General features: G+C 70.3%; 16 protein-coding genes. 5 read left to right on the forward strand and 11 right to left on the reverse strand.

What is annotated here, in order from left to right; all coding sequences use genetic code 11:
- Positions 1 to 32: 32 nt before the first annotated feature.
- On the reverse strand, positions 33 to 389 hold the full coding sequence (locus AC4BGC_RS11385; RefSeq protein WP_490548370.1) for a DUF3499 domain-containing protein: 357 nt from the start codon (positions 387 to 389) through the stop codon (positions 33 to 35).
- Positions 390 to 438: 49 nt separating this feature from the next.
- Here AC4BGC_RS11385 and AC4BGC_RS11390 point away from each other — a divergent pair, with 49 nt between their 5' ends.
- The gene (locus AC4BGC_RS11390; protein WP_490548369.1) at positions 439 to 921 is read left to right on the forward strand and encodes a metallopeptidase family protein; all 483 of its coding nucleotides are present in this window, start codon (positions 439 to 441) and stop codon (positions 919 to 921) included.
- A 57-nt stretch (positions 922 to 978) separates the two neighbouring features.
- On the opposite strand, the gene AC4BGC_RS11395 is transcribed toward AC4BGC_RS11390, so the two are convergent.
- Positions 979 to 1233, reverse strand: a complete 255-nt coding sequence (locus AC4BGC_RS11395) for a WhiB family transcriptional regulator (protein WP_490548368.1) — start codon at positions 1231 to 1233, stop codon at positions 979 to 981.
- Between the two features lie 134 nt (positions 1234 to 1367).
- On the opposite strand from AC4BGC_RS11395, the gene cofD reads away from it, so the two are divergent.
- The 3 genes from cofD to AC4BGC_RS11410 are packed head-to-tail and all read left to right on the forward strand — an operon-like array spanning position 1368 to position 4217.
- Complete coding sequence (gene cofD, locus AC4BGC_RS11400) at positions 1368 to 2474, forward strand: 2-phospho-L-lactate transferase (protein ID WP_490555829.1); 1107 nt, start codon at positions 1368 to 1370, stop codon at positions 2472 to 2474.
- Positions 2475 to 3455: a coenzyme F420-0:L-glutamate ligase gene (gene cofE / locus AC4BGC_RS11405; RefSeq protein WP_490555830.1), complete on the forward strand. Its 981-nt coding sequence runs from the start codon at positions 2475 to 2477 to the stop codon at positions 3453 to 3455.
- A 39-nt stretch (positions 3456 to 3494) separates the two neighbouring features.
- The gene (locus AC4BGC_RS11410) at positions 3495 to 4217 is read left to right on the forward strand and encodes a DUF3105 domain-containing protein (protein ID WP_490548365.1); all 723 of its coding nucleotides are present in this window, start codon (positions 3495 to 3497) and stop codon (positions 4215 to 4217) included.
- A gap of 40 nt (positions 4218 to 4257) precedes the next feature.
- Here the strand turns inward: AC4BGC_RS11410 and AC4BGC_RS11415 are convergent, their stop codons facing one another.
- Positions 4258 to 5337: a mannose-1-phosphate guanylyltransferase gene (locus tag AC4BGC_RS11415; RefSeq protein ID WP_490555831.1), complete on the reverse strand. Its 1080-nt coding sequence runs from the start codon at positions 5335 to 5337 to the stop codon at positions 4258 to 4260.
- Positions 5338 to 5404: 67 nt separating this feature from the next.
- On the opposite strand from AC4BGC_RS11415, the gene AC4BGC_RS11420 reads away from it, so the two are divergent.
- Positions 5405 to 6136, forward strand: coding sequence for a TIGR03089 family protein (locus tag AC4BGC_RS11420; protein WP_490548363.1), 732 nt, complete (start codon positions 5405 to 5407; stop codon positions 6134 to 6136).
- A gap of 19 nt (positions 6137 to 6155) precedes the next feature.
- Here AC4BGC_RS11420 and AC4BGC_RS11425 read toward each other — a convergent pair whose 3' ends face one another.
- The 8 genes from AC4BGC_RS11425 to AC4BGC_RS11460 all read right to left on the reverse strand — a co-directional run bounded on the left by AC4BGC_RS11425 (position 6156) and on the right by AC4BGC_RS11460 (position 17391).
- A complete protein-coding gene (locus tag AC4BGC_RS11425) occupies positions 6156 to 8222 on the reverse strand; it encodes an N-acetylmuramoyl-L-alanine amidase (RefSeq protein ID WP_490555833.1) in 2067 nt (688 codons plus the stop codon).
- Positions 8223 to 8391: 169 nt separating this feature from the next.
- A complete protein-coding gene (locus AC4BGC_RS11430; RefSeq protein WP_490548361.1) occupies positions 8392 to 9174 on the reverse strand; it encodes an ABC transporter ATP-binding protein in 783 nt (260 codons plus the stop codon).
- Positions 9174 to 10202, reverse strand: coding sequence for an ABC transporter permease (locus tag AC4BGC_RS11435; protein ID WP_490555834.1), 1029 nt, complete (start codon positions 10200 to 10202; stop codon positions 9174 to 9176). Before AC4BGC_RS11435 ends, AC4BGC_RS11430 begins: the two co-directional genes overlap by 1 nt.
- Positions 10199 to 12235, reverse strand: coding sequence for a glycosyltransferase (locus tag AC4BGC_RS11440; protein ID WP_490555835.1), 2037 nt, complete (start codon positions 12233 to 12235; stop codon positions 10199 to 10201). The genes AC4BGC_RS11435 and AC4BGC_RS11440 overlap by 4 nt, the downstream gene beginning before the upstream one ends.
- On the reverse strand, positions 12232 to 13428 hold the full coding sequence (glf, locus tag AC4BGC_RS11445; RefSeq protein ID WP_490555836.1) for a UDP-galactopyranose mutase: 1197 nt from the start codon (positions 13426 to 13428) through the stop codon (positions 12232 to 12234). Before glf ends, AC4BGC_RS11440 begins: the two co-directional genes overlap by 4 nt.
- Positions 13429 to 13505: 77 nt before the next feature.
- Positions 13506 to 15314: a glycosyltransferase gene (locus tag AC4BGC_RS11450; RefSeq protein ID WP_490555839.1), complete on the reverse strand. Its 1809-nt coding sequence runs from the start codon at positions 15312 to 15314 to the stop codon at positions 13506 to 13508.
- Between the two features lie 30 nt (positions 15315 to 15344).
- The gene (locus AC4BGC_RS11455; protein WP_490548354.1) at positions 15345 to 16802 is read right to left on the reverse strand and encodes an LCP family protein; all 1458 of its coding nucleotides are present in this window, start codon (positions 16800 to 16802) and stop codon (positions 15345 to 15347) included.
- A gap of 97 nt (positions 16803 to 16899) precedes the next feature.
- Positions 16900 to 17391 carry an acyl-CoA thioesterase gene (locus AC4BGC_RS11460; protein ID WP_490555840.1) on the reverse strand — a complete coding sequence of 164 codons (492 nt, stop codon included), beginning with the start codon at positions 17389 to 17391 and terminating at the stop codon, positions 16900 to 16902.
- Positions 17392 to 17413 lie beyond the last annotated feature (22 nt).

Genomic DNA, 17413 nt, shown 5'->3' on the forward strand with positions numbered 1-17413 from the left:
ACCCAGCGCGCCGCCCGGTGGCAGGTGCCGCCTCAGTCCTCGGAACGCAGCGCGCGCAGGTGTCCGCGGCGGGTGCCCTCAGGCTGCTGGGGCGGGTTGAGCGGGACCTCGACCGGCTTGGGCTGGGCGGCCTCGCGGACCGCGTCGGCCAGCGCGAGCAGGTCGTCGGAGGTGGGCCCCTGGTGGTCGTCGTTGGCCAGCCGGAGCACCTCCCACCCGCGAGGGGCGGAGAGCCGTTCGCTGTGCCGGTCGCACAGGTCGTAGGCGTGTGGCTCCGCGTAGGTGGCCAGCGGGCCCACGACCGCCGTCTGGTCGGCGTAGACGTAGGTCAACGTCGTGATGGCAGGGCGCCCGCAGGCAGTACGCGAACAACGACGAAGGAGACCCACGGCGTGAGGTTACAACTCCCCGGACGGTTGGCCCATTAGGCTCGCGGTCGTGGAGAATCCCTCACCCAGAATCGGGGCGGTCCCCGACGGGGAGCTCGCCGGAGCCCGGCGCGCAGGCTTCCTGCACGACCGGCGTGGTCGTGGGATGCGTGGCCCGGCCTTCGGACCCGGCGCCCCCGGCGGCCCGGTCCCCGCCCAGCGGTCGGCGCGGGAGCGCTTCGACCAGATCGCGGTCGAGGTGATGAACGACGTCGAGTCACGGTGGACCGAGGAGCTCGCCCTGGTCGAGCTCGCGGTCGAGGACATCCCCGTGCTGCCGAGCACCTGGGTGGCCCCGCGGGTCCCGTTGGCCTCGCTGGTGCCGGCGACACCGACGACGCCGGCCAGGCTGGTGCTGTTCAGGCGGCCCCTGGAGCACCGGGCCGAGACCCGCACGGACCTCGAGGCACTGGTGCTGACCGTCGTGGTGGAGCAGCTCGCGGACTACCTCGGGGTACCGGCCGAGGACGTGCACCCCGACTACGAGCCCTGAGCCCCCGAGCCTGGGTCCACGAGCTTGGGCGGGAAGGCCGGAGCCCGCCCGCCGGCCTCAGACGGCTTGCTTCTTCAGCTTGCGGCGCTCCCGCTCCGAGAGCCCGCCCCAGATGCCGAAGCGCTCGTCGTTCTCCAGCGCGTACTCCAGGCAGTCCTGGCGCACCTCGCAGGTCAGGCAGACCTTCTTGGCCTCCCTGGTGGAGCCGCCCTTCTCCGGGAAGAACGCCTCTGGATCGGTCTGAGCGCACAGCCCGCGCTCCTGCCATCCAGCGTCTTCGGAATCGCCCTCGAGCAGATACAGTTCGCGCACGGTGTTTGCCCCTATTCGACCCTTCGATCCTGACGGACCGAGTTACTAATCACACTGGTGTGATTACATGCCTGTCGTACCCCTGAAGTCAAGCGAAAGTCTGGTATTGGACCAACTGGTCCACACTTGAGAACATGTCCGAATCCCCCCTGAGCACCCCCGGCGGCGGCCCTGACCGCCCCTCCTCGCGCCCTGACCAGGGCTCCCGTCCACTGCCCAGCAGTATCACCGTTTTGTCCGGTGGTGTCGGCGGTGCCCGTTTTCTCCAGGGCCTGCTGCGACTGGTGGAGCGCACCGGTTCGGACACCTCGGTGACCGTGATCGCCAACACCGCCGACGACATCTGGGTGCACGGCCTCAAGGTCTGCCCGGACCTGGACACGGTGATGTACACCCTGGGCGACGGTATCGACACCGATCGCGGCTGGGGGCGGCGGGAGGAGACCTGGAACGCCAAGGACGAGCTCGCGGCGTACGGCGTGGAGCCGACCTGGTTCGGTCTCGGCGACCGTGACATCGCCACCCACCTTGTCCGGACCCAGATGCTCGAGGCCGGCTTCCCGCTCAGCGCGGTCACCGCGGCACTGTGCCGCCGCTGGCTGCCCGCCACCGAGGCCGGTGCCCTCACGCTGCTGCCGATGACCGACGACCGTGTCGAGACCCACGTGGTGATCGACGACCCGGACACCGACGAGCGACGCGCGGTGCACTTCCAGGAGTACTGGGTCCGTCACCACGCCGAGGTGCCCGCGTACGGCGTCGTGCCGATCGGGCTCGCCGAGACCCGGCCGGCTCCCGGCGTGGTCGAGGCGATCACGGGCGCGGACCTCGTCCTGGTGCCTCCGTCGAACCCGGTCGTCTCGATCGGCACGATCGTGGGAGTGCCCGGGATCAGGGAGGCCCTCGTGGCGACCTCGGCACCCGTGGTGGGCGTCTCCGGCATCATCGGCTCGGACCACGTCCACGGGATGGCCCGCCAGCTGCTCGGCGTGATCGGCGTCGAGGTCTCCGCGGCCGGCGTCGCGGAGCACTACGGCGCCCGTTCCGGCGGCGGCCTGCTCGACGGCTGGCTGGTGGACACCGTCGACGAGGCGAGCGTGGACCGGGTGCAGGCCAGTGGGATCCGCTGCCGCGCGGTCCCCCTGTGGATGACCGACCACGACGCCACCGCCGACCTGGTCGCGACCGCGATCGAGCTGGCCGCGATCGAACCGGCCGAGACAGAAACAGGCGGTGCCTGATTGGAGGCCTGGGCCGTCAAGGGCATCGGCGAGATCACCGAGGGGACCGATCTCGGGGACCTGCTGCGTGGGCTCTCCGGGCGTGACGCCCTCCAGGACGGCGACATCGTCCTGGTCACGAGCAAGGTCGTCAGCAAGGCCGAGGGCCGGGTCCGCCAGGGTGACCGCGAGGCCGCGATCCGGGACGAGACCGTCCGGGTGGTGGCTCGCCGAGGACCCACCTCCATCGTGGAGAACCACCTGGGCCTGGTGATGGCGGCCGCCGGGGTGGATGCCTCCAACGTCGCCCCGGGGTACGTCGTGCTCCTGCCGGTGAGCCCGGACGACTCTGCCCGCACGCTGCGTGAGCGGGTCCGCGAGGAGGACGGCCCGAACGTGGCCGTGGTGCTCACCGACACCGCGGGCCGTGCGTGGCGACAGGGACAGACCGACATCGCGATCGGCGTCGCGGGCCTCGAGCCCCTCGACGACCACGCCGGGCGCACCGACTCCTACGGCAACCCCCTGGCGGTCACGGCACCTGCGGTCGCCGACGAGCTGGCCTCCGTGGCCGAGCTGGTCACCGGCAAGCTGGGCGCGCGACCCGTCTCGGTGGTGCGCGGCCTCGGCGAGCGGGTGCTCCCCGCCGGCGAGCACGGCCCGGGCGCCGGACCGCTGCTCCGCCCCCGCCAGCAGGACATGTTCGCGCTCGGTGCCCGCGAGGCGGTGGTCGCCGCCGTACGCGGGGTCTCCCCCGACTGCTTCGGCAGCGCGGCCACGTCCGAGGAGGTGCTGGAGGCGCTCGAGTCGTGCGGGCTGCAGGCCTCCACGCGAGGAGTCTCCATCCGGGTCCAGCTGCCGTCCGGGCAGCTGCGGGACGAGGTCGTGGCCGCCGAGCGGGTGCGCCTGGTGGCCCACGCGCACGGATGGCGGCCGCACAGCGACGTCGCCACGCCGGACCTCCACGGGGAGCACGTCATGATCTCACCCGCCGCTCCGTAGACTCTCCGCGCACACCCCCCGATCAAAGGCTGGCCTCGAGTGGCAAAGAAGAACGAACGCGACAATCGGCGAGCGATCGCCGAGCAGCTCCGCAAGGAACAGCAACGCAAGGAACGCAGGCGGAGCCTGCTGATCCTCGGTGCCTGCATCGTGGTCGTGCTCGGCCTGCTGGCCGCCGCTCTGATCCCCTACCTCCAGAACGAGCGCGAGGCGAAGAAGAACGCGGGCACTCCCCTGGCCGAGGTCGGCGCCACGACGTCCGCCGCCCAGTGCGACCCGGTGGTCAAGGAGGAGGCGACGGGGAACAACGACCACGTGAACCCCGGCACCAAGATCTCCTACCCGAAGGCGCCGCCCGCCTCCGGACCGCACTGGGGCAACTTCCTCCAGGGCTCGGAGATCCGCAGCTTCTACACCGTCGGGGACCGGCCCGAGGTCGAGCGCCTCGTGCACAGCCTCGAGCACGGCCACACGGTCCTGTGGTACGACGACAGCGTCAAGCCGGGCACGAAGATCTACCGCGAGGTCAAGGCGATCGCGGCGAAGTTCGACGGTGAGACCGACAAGTTCATCGCCGCCCCGTGGACGTCGAAGGACGGTGGCGCCTTCCCCGAGGGCAAGCACGTCGCGCTGACCCACTGGACCGGCCCGGAGAAGCAGCAGGGCATCAGGCAGTACTGCGCCGAGCCCTCCGGTGCGGTCGTGGAGAAGTTCATGGACGCCTACCCCGCCTCCGACGCACCCGAGCCCAACGCCCCCTGAGGCCGGGAGGAGCGGGCACCCGCTGACACGTCCTCTCGGATCAGGTCAGCTCCTGGTGCCCGCTCCGCTTCAGCTCGTCGACGACCGCCTTCACGTCCTGCGCGTGGGCGTAGGTGGTGACGAGCAGGGCGTCGCCGGTGTCCACCACCACGACGTCCTCGAGCCCGACGACAGCCACCGTGCGGCCCGTGGTGCTCACCACGAGGCCGCTGGCGTCGCGTGAGACGACGTGCGCCTGCTCGCCGACGACCTTGATCCCCCCGGCAGCCTCGGGCGTCATCTCGGCCAGTGCCGCGAAGTCGCCCACGTCCTCCCAGCCGAAGGGACCCGGCACCATCGCGACCCGGCCGGCCGCCGCGGCGGGCTCGGCGACCGCGTGGTCGATCGCGATCCTGGTCAGGCTCGGCCACTGCGTCTCGAGCAGCGACGGGTCCGCCGCGATCGCCCGCAGCCCCGCGGCGAGCTCGGGGTGGTTCTCGGCCAGCAGGTCGAGCAGGGTCGCCGCCCGGACCAGGAACATGCCGCCGTTCCAGCGGTAGTCCCCGCTGCGCACGTAGGCCTCCGCACGCTCGGCGTCCGGCTTCTCCACGAACTCGGTGACCCTGCGCGCCGTGGGGAACCCGGGCAGCGGGTCGCTGCCGCGGATGTAGCCGAACCCGGTGGCGGCGTGGGTGGGCTCGATGCCGATGGTCACCAGCAGCCCCTGCGCGGCGACCTCGGCGGCCTCGCGCACACAGGCGAGGAACGCCTCCTCCCCCGTGATCACGTGGTCGGCGGCGAACGAGCCGATCAGCGCATCGGGGTCCTCGCGCTCGAGCTGGGCGGCGGCGAGGCCGATCGCGGCCATCGAGTCGCGCGGGGACGGCTCTGCGATGACGCGGTCCACCTCCGGCAGCTGGGCGCGTACGGCGTCCTGGTGCACCGCCCCGGTCACGACCACCACCCGCTCCCCCACCAGCGGGGTCAGCCGGTCGACCGTGCCCTGGATCAGGGTGCGCCCGCTCCCGGTGAGGTCGAGCAGGAACTTGGGGCGGTTCGCCCGGGAGACCGGCCACAGCCGGGTGCCGGCACCACCGGCCGGCACCACGGCCCAGAGCCGGTCGAGCACTGAGGAAGTCATGGCGGGCATCTTGTCATCACCGCTGCAGGTGCGACCGCTCCTGCCCACCGGCGACTACGGTTGCGCTGTGATCACCCCTCGTACCTTCCCCGAACTGGTCGTCCAGCGCCTGCGCACCGACCCCGGGCAGCCCCTCGTGACGGCCTACGACGACGCCACGGGCGAGCGCACCGAGCTGTCGGTGACCACCTACGTCAACTGGGTCAGCAAGACCGCCAACCTGCTCACCGACGAGCTCGGCCTGGACTCCGGTGAGACCGTGCTGCTGGACCTGCCCGCCCACTGGCTGGTGCCGGTCTTCCTCGGCGCGGCCTGGAGCGCCGGCCTTGCGGTGACCGACGACCCCCGGGCCCCGCACAGCGTCGTCGTGTGCGGTCCGGACTCGCTGGACCGGCACCGCGACGCCGACGAGGTCGTCGCCTGCTCGCTGCGTCCGTTCGCGGTCCGCTTCCCCGAGCCGCTGCCCGCCGGGGTGCTCGACTACGGGGTCCTGTGGCCGGGCCAGAGCGACGTGTTCATCGGCAGCACCCCGCCCAGCCCGGACACGGTCGCCTGGCTGGACGTGGACAGCGCGCACACCCACGCCGAGCTGCTCGAGACGGCCGCCGTCACCCCCTGCGAGCCGGGGGTCCGGCTGCTCACCGACGAGCACCCCGCGGCCGGCCGGGGTGTCCCGGCCTTCCTCGCACCCCTTCTCGCCGACGGGTCGCTGGTGCTGCTGCGCAACGTCGCCGCGACCCGGTGGCCGACCCTGCGCCAGGACGAGCGCGCGACGTCCGAACTGCGCGCCACGTCCTGACGACGGTGCCGGTGCCTGGCTAGATCCGGCCTGCCCGCAGGGCTGCCCAGGTCTGGTTCGCGACCGTTCCGGTCGACTTGATGCCCACCCTCTTCTGGTAGATCCGGACGACCCGCTTGGTGCGCTTGTTGTAGTTGCCGGTCACGGGCAGCTTGCGGTGCAGCGCCGCGTTCATGGCACGCTGCACCCGCATCACGTCAGTCCCCTTGGACCCGGTCCCCAGCACGCGCCCGCTGCTCCCGGTCGCGTGCAGGCTCACCCAGTCGTTGCGGCTGAACCCGGCTGCCACCGGATGCTTGACGCGCTTCTGGAAGGCCTGGATCGCGGCGAGGGTCTGAGCGTTCCAGCGGCCGGTCACGGCGTAGGGGTAGTGGCCCTGGCCCTTGAGCAGGCACTGCAGCGGCACCAGCAGGCTGGTGTTCTTGGCCGAGCCGACGTAGCCGTAGGCGCGCTTGCTCACCGTGGCGTGCGTGCAGCGGGCGTCGCTGCGCACGGCCCCCGTGTACGCCGGGCCAGCCGGGGTCACCGGCTTGGCGGGCGTGGGGGCCGGGGCCCCTCCCTGGGCTGCGTTCTGCAGCTTCTGGGTCGCCTGCCGGATGGCCGGGAGCTTCGCGTAGAGGTAGCGCCCCGGACACGCGGTCGAGCCCGCGTCCCGGTGCCCGCTGATCGCCTGGAAGTAGCGGTTCTTCACGTAGACCCGGGTGGCGTCGGCACGGATCCCGTAGGCCGACAGCTTCCAGGCGAACAGCCGGGCGTAGGCGTCGGAGACTGCCTGCGGCGAGTTGGCGATGTCGAAGTTGCCGATGGCCGACATCGCGAACGAGACCTCGTTGTAGCCCGACGTGTGGGCGCCGACGACCGCGCTGTTCACGCCGCCCCAACGGCCCTCCCAGATGCGGCCGAACCGGTCGACGAGGAAGTTGTAGCCGATGTCGCGCCAGCCCCGCGACTGCGTGTGGTAGGCGTAGATGCCGCGCAGCAGGGCGGGCACCTGCTCGGCCGTGTAGTTGTTGGCGTTCACCGTGTGGTGGATGAAGCCGGCCTTGATGGTGCCGTAGCCCGGGCTGGTCTGCTCGCGCAGCCGCTCGTTGGCCCCCCACTGTGCGCGGGAGTAGATGTAGGGCTTGGGGGCGACCTTCATGGCGCTGAGCACCGCGTCGCCGGATCCACCCGCGGCGGGAGCGTCCGTCGCCGGGGCAGGTGCCGAGGTCGGGGCCGTTGCCGGGGGGGTCGGTGACGTCGAGGTCGGTGCCAGCGCCGCGGTGTCGATGGCCGGCGCCTGGCGCACCTGCGCGCCCGTTCCGGGGTCCACCACCGCGAGCTTGAGGTCGGGCGGGGTGACGCCGTCGGTGGTGAACGCGCGCATCTGCACCTGGTCCACGTCACCGACCACGAGTGCGTCGGTGCCGGGGCGCTCCCCTGCCACGGCGGCCTCGGCCGCGTCCGGTCCGTGCTCGTCGTGGTAGCCCGCCTCGATCCAGCCCGACCAGGCGCCCTCGCGAGCGGTGCGCACCTCGACCCTGATGGCGTCGTCGGCGTACTCGACCCCGGAACTCCAGGTGATCCCGACCGTGGCGTACCCGCGGACGGTCTGCGGCTCCGAGAGCGCCACCAGCTTCTCCCCATTCGCCGGAGCTGCCGGGGCAGCGGGCTTGGGGGCCGGAGCCTGTGTGGCGGGAGCCTGGGTGGCCGGAGCCTGGGTGGCCGGGGTCTTGGGGGCGACTCGCTGAGCGGCGCCCGGAGTGCCCTTCGCCTGCACGCCGGTCACCTTGATCTCGCGCACCTTGCTCTTCACCGGCGCCTTGTCCACCGGCGCACGGTCAGCGGTCGGCGGGACAGCGCGGACCGGGGCCGACCTGGTCGCGGCCGGCGCGGAGCGTGCGAACGCGCTCGGGCGCGTCGACCCGTCCGGAGGCCCGGTGACCTCGTGAGGGGACGTCGACGCCTGCTCCCCCGCGTGCGGGGCGGGCTGGGGAACGATGTCCAGCGTCTTGACGCCGGCGGCGGAGACGCCGACGGCCAGGACGGCTGCCGTCACCAGGGACTGTTGGCAGAACGTGACGTAACGGGCACGGCTGAAAGGCATTGAGGGCACTCCACGTGATGGGGGAAGCGAGTCACACGAGTACCAAGGTTCACACCCGTCACAGCATTTGGAAAGCGATTTGCCCGAATTACACCGTTGTATTTAATGAATTACAAGGGTGTAATTTAAATGGCTCGCTAATCATTTCCTTGCGCTGTGGCCTCATTTGTCACACGTCCGCGCCGAGCTCCTCGTCGGTGGCTGCGTTCTCGTCGTCGTACTGCAGGTGGTGGATGCCGCCGTCGACCGAGCCGCCCTCGACGGTCTTCGAGTCGTAGGTGAGGCGACCGGACTCCAGGACGAGCACGCGGTCACACATCGCCCGCACCGAGGCCGTGGCGTGGCTGACGTAGAAGATCGTCGTGCCCTGCTGGCGGATCTCCTGCATCTTGGCCATGCACTTCTTCTTGAACGGGCGGTCCCCCACTGCCAGGACCTCGTCGGCGAGGAAGATGTCGGCGTCGACGTGGATGGCGATCGAGAACCCCAGCCGGGCGTACATGCCCGAGGAGTAGTGCGACACCGGGGTGTCCATGAACTTGCCGATGTCGGCGAAGTCGACGATCGCGTCGAACTTGCGCTTGGTCTCCGCCTCGCTCATCCCCATGATCGCGCCGTTGAGGAAGAGGTTCTCCCGACCGGTGAGCTGGGGGTGGAAGCCGGCGCCCTTGGCGATCAGCCCGGCGATGCGGCCCCGGGTCAGGATCTCGCCCTGGTCGGGGCGCATCACCCCGTTGATCACCTTGAGCAGGGTGCTCTTGCCCGAGCCGTTGAGGCCCATCAGGCCCACGGACTCGCCCTGCTCGACGGTGAAGGAGACGTCGTTGACCGCCAGGAACTTCTCCTGCAGGGGCAGCCGCTTCACCGAGGCGACGGCCATCTGCTTCAGCGTGCGGTGGTACTGCATCGTGAACTCCTTGGTCACGTGCTCCACCTTGATCGAGACCGTCATCAGAGCCGCTCCGGGAACTTGTTCTCGACTCGCGAGAAGAACCTCTGGGCCACCCACACCAGGATCAGGCACAGGGCGAGGGTGATGAAGCCGCGCACGTACATGTCCGGCGGGAACGCCTGGCCCATCTTGCTGGTGTCCTCGATCAGGGGGTACCAGAACAACCGCTGCAGCAGCAGCACCGCCTGCGCGACGGGGTTGGCCAGGTAGAGCTGGTAGAGGACCGGGTGGGACTCGTGGGCGTCGTAGATCATCGCGAACGGGTAGATCATCGGGACCAGGAAGTGCATGAACTGCATCACGGTCTGCACGATGTTCTGGAAGTCGCGGAAGAAGACGTTGAGCGCCGAGAAGATCAGCGCCATCGCCATCGCGAAGCTCACCAGGATCGCCATGCCGAGGAGCCCGGCGCCGATCGCGGTCCAGCTGAGGTGCCACCCCGAGGCCAGGCAGGCGAGCACGAGCACCAGCAGCTGCGGCAGTGTGTGGTACGCCGCCACCAGCATCGAGGCCACCGGGAAGATCTCCCGGGGCATCCGCATCTTCTGGACCAGGGACTTGTTCTGCCAGATCGAGCGCGTGCCACCGCCCCAGGTCTCGCCGAAGTAGTGCACCACCACGATCCCGGTGAACAGGTGGATCGCGAAGTAGGGCGTGTCCGCGTGCAGCTTCAGGACGAAGCCCATGATCACGTAGTAGACGGCGAACCGGAGGGCCGGCTGCACGTAGGACCACAGCAGGCCCAGCAGCGACGCGGCGTACATCTGGGCCAGCTGGCGCTGGACGATCAGCTTGAGCAGGTAGGGCTGCTGGAAGACCTCGAAGAGACCACCGCGCGGTGAGGGGGGTGCCAGCTCGGCGTCGACCACGCGGACCTGGCGGGGGCCGCCGTCGGCCTCCACGACCGGCATCGCGTCCGCGTTGTTGCGCAGCATCCTGCGGGCCCGCCGGGCGGCCCGCTTGCGCCGGGTCTCCTCGTCGACCGCCTCGGCCCCACTCCCCTCGGCCCGCTTGTTGGCGGCTCTCATCGAGGGTCCTTGGTGGACGCCGCGAACGTCTTCTCCCACCGCTGGACCGAGGTGATCTCCTCCAGCTGGGCCCGGTAGGCGCGGGAGAGCTGCGGCCACTCGCGGTAGAGCCGCTCGTGGATCTCCACGGTGCGGCGCAGGAGGTCGCGGAACATCTCGGGGTCGCGCCGGTAGAGAGCAGCCGCCGTGCCGTCCGGCATGCTGACCACTGCGGAGTCGAGCGTGGCCAGCCGGAACCAGCTCGCGTCCATGGCGGGCAGGGCCGACTCGGGGTACTCCCGGGAGAGCTTGCGGGTGCCGACGAACTGGCGCACCGACCCCTTGACCGCGGAGAGCAGCTGGGAGGCGCGGCCCGGGATCTCGGAGTCGAGGTCGCGCTTGCGCGGCTTCTCGCGGCGCGGGGGCGGGAAGGCGTCCGGGTCGGTCTTGAGCTGGGCGTCGGTGAACTGCTTGCGCAGCTCGCGCACCTGGCCCAGCTTGACCGGGAGGTCGTCGTGGAGCTGGTCGGGTCCGGCGAGGGCGTCCTCGAGCGCGAGGTGGCGCAGCTCGACGGTGGAGTACTGCATCGCCAGCAGGTGCTTGACCTGGTGGTTGAAGCTCTCCCGGATCATCCGGCCACCGTGCGGGAACGGTGAGTGCAGCAGCGCGGCCACGAACCGGTTGCGCTGGTGGAAGTAGGCCTGCCAGTCCAGCGCGTCGTTCTTGTCGGTCCACGGGACGTGCCACACGGCGACGCCGGGCATGGTGATCGTCGGGAACCCGGCGGCCTGGGCGCGGACGCCGTACTCGGAGTCGTCCCACTTGATGAACAGCGGCAGGCTCAGGCCGATCTCGCGGACGATCTCGGTGGGGATCAGGCACATGAACCAGGGGTTGAAGTCCACGTCGACGCGGCGGTGCAGCCACCGCGAGCTGCGCAGGTTGCGGGCGCCGAAGTCCCAGTCGGTCTCCACCGTGGGCGGCGACATCCACCAGAACCGGTAGCGGTTGATGATCTCGCCGTAGCTGTGCAGCCGGGCCTTGGAGAACAGGCTGAACATGTGCCCGCCCACGATCGAGGGCCGGCGGGCCAGGTCGGCGAAGGCGACGGCGCGCAGGATGCTCTCCGGCTCGGCGACGATGTCGTCGTCGAGGAAGAGGACGTACTTGGAGCGGTCGGCCTTCAGCGTCTCGAACTGCGCCCGGGCGAACCCGCCCGAACCGCCGATGTTGCCTTGCTCGATGACGCGCAGCTTGCCGTCGAGGGACGCCTCGGCGGCCTCGAAGTATTCGCTGCCGGTGACCTTGTCGGTCCCCTGCTCCATCACCAGGACCTCGTCGAGCAGCGCCTTGACCTCGGTGTCGGCCCCGAGCTGGCCGACGAGCTTGGCGCAGAAGTCCGGCCGGTTCATCGTGGTGATGCCGGCGGTGACGGTGCCGGGCGTGACCAGGTCGACGGGTACGTCGGCGACCCAGGTGGCCTCCTCGATGACCACGTCCTCGTCGCCGGCCACCACGTCGAACCAGTACCAGCCGCCGTCGACGAACGGCACCAGGGAGAGGTGGAACTCGAACCGGTTGCGCTCCCCGCCCTCGGTGGTGGCGGCGTCGACGCGCTGGGAGCGGCCGTTGGCCATCGACCGGTAGACGGTGACGGTGGCGCCGGGCCCGCTCACGGTGATGTCGAGCGTGACCTCCTCCACCACGGTCCAGCGCCGCCAGTAGCTGGCGGGGAAGCCGTTGAAGTAGGTGCCCGAGGAGATCCGGTCGCTGTGGTCGACCCGCAGGCGGTGGCGGTCGATGATCGCGTCGGGGTGCAGCGAGGTCCCGGTCGAGATCGACTGGCGCAGCGCGGCCCGGTTCATGTTCTTGGCGACGCTGCTCGAGCCGATCGAGGCCTTGTCTGCGTCCAGGACGGCCGGCTCGGTGTCGACGTACAGCGGGAGCACGTCGAGGTCACGGTCGGCCGGCAGCACGAAGCGCTGCAGCACCCGGCGCCCGGTCGCGACGACCGGGTCCGGTCCCGTGGCGTCGGTGGCAAGGGTCGTCGTCATTCGTCCACTCCTCCGGACTTCAGCTCCGCACCGCCGCGGAAGTGCGGCTTGAGCTTGTTCTCGTACATCGACAGGGCCGAGCCGATGGCCATGTGCATGTCGAGGTACTTGTAGGTGCCGAGACGGCCACCGAAGAGCACCATCGGCTCCTTGCGCGCTAGGTCGCGGTACTTGAGCAGCTTCGCGCGGTCCTCCGCGGTGTTCACCGGGTAGTAGGGCTCGTCACCCTCCTCGGCGAAGCGGGAGTACTCGTGCACGATCACGGTCTTGCCCGGGAGGTGCGTGCGCTCGGGGTGGAAGTGCTTGAACTCGTGGATCCGGGTGTACGGGACTTCCTGGTCGTTGTAGTTCATCACCGAGGTTCCCTGGAAGTCGTCGACGTCGAGGACCTCGGGCTCGAGGTCCACGGTGCGCCACGACAGCCGGCCCTCGGAGTTGCCGAAGTAGGCGTCCACCGGGCCGGTGTAGACGATCGGGACCTTGCCCTTGAACTGCTCGGCGTACCCGTTGGCGGGGTCGAGGAAGTCCGTCTCGAGGCGTACCTCGATGTTGGGGTGGTCCGCCATCCGCGTCAGCCAGGCGGTGTAGCCGTCGACGGGGAGGCCCTCGTACTTGTCGTTGAAGTAGCGGTTGTCGAAGTTGTAGCGGACCGGGAGGCGGCTGATGATGTCGGCCGAGAGCTCCTTGGGGTCGGTCTGCCACTGCTTGGCGGTGTAGCCCTTGACGAACGCCTCGTAGAGCGGGCGGCCGATCAGGCTGATCGCCTTCTCCTCGAGGTTCTGCGCGTCGGCGGTGTCGATCTCGCTGGCCTGCTCGGCGATCAGGGCGCGTGCCTCGTCCGGGGTGTGGCTGCGACCGAAGAACTGGTTGATCAGCCCCAGGTTCATCGGGAAGGAGTAGACCTGCCCCTGGTACTTGGCGAAGACGCGGTGCTGGTAGCCGGTGAACGAGGTGAACCGGTTGACGTACTCCCACACGACCTCGTTGGAGGTGTGGAACAGGTGCGCACCGTAGACGTGCACCTCGATGCCGGTCTCGGGCTCGGGCTCGCTGTAGGCGTTGCCGCCGAGGTGGTGCCGGCGCTCCAGCACGAGGACCTTCAGCCCGAGCTCACTGGCGCAGCGTTCTGCGATGGTGAGGCCGAAAAAACCGGATCCGACGATGACGAGGTCGGGGGTCTGCTCGGCGTTCAACGAAGCTCCTCAGCGGTGGGGTGCGACGACCGGCAGATTCGGGCCGTTCGACCCGCGACAGTCTAGCCGCGCACGCCTCAGGATCGGTTCGCCAACAGGCTGCGGTAGGCGACCTTTCTCACAGCCTCCGGGACCAGCCGGTATCCGCCCCTGATCGCGACGTTGCGCAGGTACTGGCGCCGGGTGGTCAGGCCGAGCCGGCGGAACCTGGACTGGAGCGCGAGCTCGGAGCGCAGCAGGGCGACTCCCCCGCGCCGGGCGTAGGCGCCGTCGCCGACCCGGTAGTGCACCAGCGGCTCCGCGAGGTTGGCCGGCACTGCCCCCATGGTGACCATCCGGGTGAAGAGCAGGTAGTCCTCCATCAGCGCCAGGTCGGTGTATCCGCCGGCGGCGAGGACCGCCGTACGGCGGTAGACGACCGTGGGGTGGTTGAACGGGTCCCGGAACTTGATCACGCGGCGGATCTGGTCGGGGTCGACCGGCGGCGTACGGCGACCCACCACCTCCTCGGGCGACTCCGCGAACTCCCAGAGCCCGGAGCCGACGATGTCCGCACCGGCCTCGACCACCGGGAGCTGCTTCTCGAACCGGTCCGGGGCGCTGACGTCGTCGGCGTCCATCCGGGCCACGATCTCGTGCTCGGAGGCCTGGAGGCCGGCGTCCAGCGCCGGGCCGAGACCGAGGTTCGCCGGCATCTCCACATGGGTGACCGGCACCGGGCTGGTCGCGGCCAGGTGGCGGATCTCGGCCGCGAGCTCCTCGGGGACCGGTCCGTCCTGCACCAGCACGACCTGAGCCGGACGACGCGTCTGGTCCTGGACGGTGGAGACGAACGCCGCCCGGAGGTAGTCGGGGCGGTCACCGCCCCAGGTGCTCATCAGCAACGAGAACGGCTGCCCCGGGTCCAGCTTCGTGCTCCGCCGCTCCGGCGAGATCCACCCCGCCTCGGCGAGCACCGCTGCGCTCGGGCGCGGACCGGACCCGAGACCGGCCCGGACCCCCTTGACCAGGGCGCCGCGCAGGGTGGCGCGGTCCGAGGACTTCGCGAACGTGCCCGCCCAGCGGCGCAGCGTGGAGGCGCCGTAGACGGCCTTCTCGGCCGGGCGCAGCCCGCGGGACCTCGTGAACAGCCACAGCTTGTTGCGGACCTCGAAGAAGAACCGCTCCCCCGGGTCGGCGTCGGTGGAGCCGAACACCCTGGTCTTGTGGACCACGACGCTGCGCGGGCAGTAGAGCCCGACGCCGTCGCGGATCAGCCGGGTGGAGTACTCGAAGTCGTCGTTCCACAAGAAGTAGTCGGCCACCGGCAGCCCCCGGCTGCGGACCGCCTCGGCGTCGCACATGATCGAGACGAACGAGGCCGACCGGATCGGCACCGCCCCCACCGTGGCCGCCGCCGCGCTCTCCGCGCGACCGGCTCCCGGCTTCCTGCGGGGCGTGTTCATCGGGTGGTCGCGACCGTCGGTCCACACCACCTTGCTGGCCACCACCGCCGGCGCACGGCCGTGCCGGGCGCGGTAGTCCTGCCAGGCGCGCACCAGCTCCCGGGCGGCGTCCGGGGTCGGGATGGTGTCGTCGTCGAGCAGCCAGACCAGGTCGGGGGCGTGGGTCATCGCCTGCTCGATCCCCACGGCGAAGCCGCCCGCGCCTCCCGTGTTCTGGGTCAGGCGTACGACGTCAAGCCCCTGCTGCGCATCGAGCAGCTGCGGCGTCTCGTCGGTGGAGGCGTTGTCGACGACCACGATCCCGCCCAGCGGGAGGGTCTGGTCACGCAGCGCCGCGAGCGCCTCGCCGAGCAGCTCGCACCGGTTCCAGGTGACGACCACGGCCCTCACGTCGGGGACGCTGGAGCCCCCGGCCGTACCGGCCCCCGTCGTCTCTGACACGTCCGGCACCTTACGGGAGGGGCCGAACGGTCAGCAGGCCGAGGACAGGTCGGTGGCCTGGTTGGCGGCGTACCCCGCCTTGAGGCTGCCGATCGACCCACCGGTGGTGCCCGTGCTCGGGGCCGGCGCCGGCTTGGAGGCCTTCGTCGGCTTGTCCTTCGACTTCTTGCCCTCGGAGCGGTCGATCGCCTTGTCGACCTCGGCGTGGATCTTGTCGATGTCGGGGTTGCTGGTGGAGATCATCGGGGGCACGAACGAGACCGTGCGGATCGGCTTCTCGCGGGCCTTGAGCGCCAGCTCGGCGAACCGGTCGACCTCGCCCTTGGGCAGGTCGGTGGTGATCAGGGCGGTGCTCGCCTTGGCGATCTTGTCGAAGTTGAGGACCACGGTCTGGGGGCTGAGCTGCTGGAGCATCGCGTTCAGCACGCACTTCTGCCGCGCCATCCTCGAGTAGTCGTCGGCGGCCACGCGGGAGCGCGCGAACCACAGCGTCTCGAAGCCGTTCAGCTTGCGCTTGCCCGGCTTGATGTGGCCGGTCACCGGAGCGCCGATGCCGCCGATCGGGATCGCGTCGCGGACGTTGAGGGTGACCCCGCCGACGGCGTCGACGAGCTTCTCGAAGCCCTGCAGGTTCACCATCGCGAAGTAGTTGATCTTCAGGCCGGTGATGCCCTCGACGCCCTGGACGGTCGCCTCGACCGCCGGGTTCTTCACTCCCTTGAACAGCGCCTTGTGGTCGGCGGCGTACGTCGCGAGGGAGTTGAGCTCGCACTCGGGGCCGCAGTCGTAGCCGTCGGGGAACTGCTCGTCCATGATCGACCCCTTCGGGAAGGGGAAGTTCAGCATGTTGCGGGGCAGGCCGAACAGGACCGTCTCCCCGGTCTCGGCGTCGATGCTGGCCACGGAGAGGCTGTCCGGGCGAAGCCCCCACCGGTCCGAGCCGGAGTCCCCGCCCAGGAGCAGCACGTTGTAGCGCCCGGCGTGCGCACCGGTGGCGACGCCGTCGGTGAACATCGCGCTCATGAAGTCCTTCTGAGCGCTGACCACGCTGGAGGCGAACAGCAGCGATCCGGCGACGCTGAAGCACAGCACCCCGTTGATGCCGACCATCGCCAGGCGCTGCTTCTGCCGCAGCGCGAGCGGGTCACCGAGGCGCCAGGCGTCGACGAACAGGTAGGCCCAGCCGACCGCCATCGCCATCAGCACGATCCGGACGATCCCCAGGACGAAGGTGTTGCTCAGCAGCCAGAACACGAACGAGCCGAAGATCATCCCGAGCAGGAACAGCACCACGACCGTCGCGACCAGGCCCCCCGCGATCCGCAGCGCGACCCGCCCGACCCGCTTGTTCCCTGCGACCAGCTGCGCCGACCCGGGCATCACCAGGGTCATCAGCATCAGCACGAGGGCGCGGCGGAACTGGACTCCGCTGGCCCGGGATCCGCGTACAGCGGGCCGTGCTTCGAGCAGGGGTGGAACAGGGGCCATGAAGGGGGACCTCTCGGGGTCGTGCGCGGGCGGCGAGTCGGTGCCGACAAGTATCACCAGCCACGGCAGTCGCGCCGCGAGAGGCGCGCCGAGTGGTCTAGGCGCGGCCCAGGTCGATCTCGGTCTTGCGTGCGAGCCGGTGGGCGCGGCGGATCTCGGCCTCGCGCATGCGGCGTACCTCCTCGGCGTCGCTGACCTCCAGACCGGGGATCTCACGCGGGTGTCCGTGCTCGTCGATCGCGACGAACACGAGGTACGCCGACGCCACGTGCACCGGCTCGGTGCCCGCCTGGTTCCACGGCTCGGACTCCACGTGCACCCCGACCTCCATCGAGGTGCGGCCGGCCCAGTTGACCTGCGCCGTCGCGCGCAGGATGTCCCCCACGTGCACCGGGGCGAGGAAGGCCATCTCGTCCATCGCCGCGGTCACGGCGGGACCGCCGCTGTGCCGCTGGGCCACCGCGCCGGCCGTCGAGTCGACCAGCCGCATCACCTCGCCACCGTGCACGTTGCCGAGCAGGTTCACGTGTGCCTGACCGGCCAGCAGGGTCAGGCTCACCCGGCTGTACGTGGGTGGCAACGGGTCCATGAACTGCACGGTAGCGTCTGCG

The sequence above is a fragment of the Nocardioides sp. Z38_18 genome (assembly GCF_058215695.1).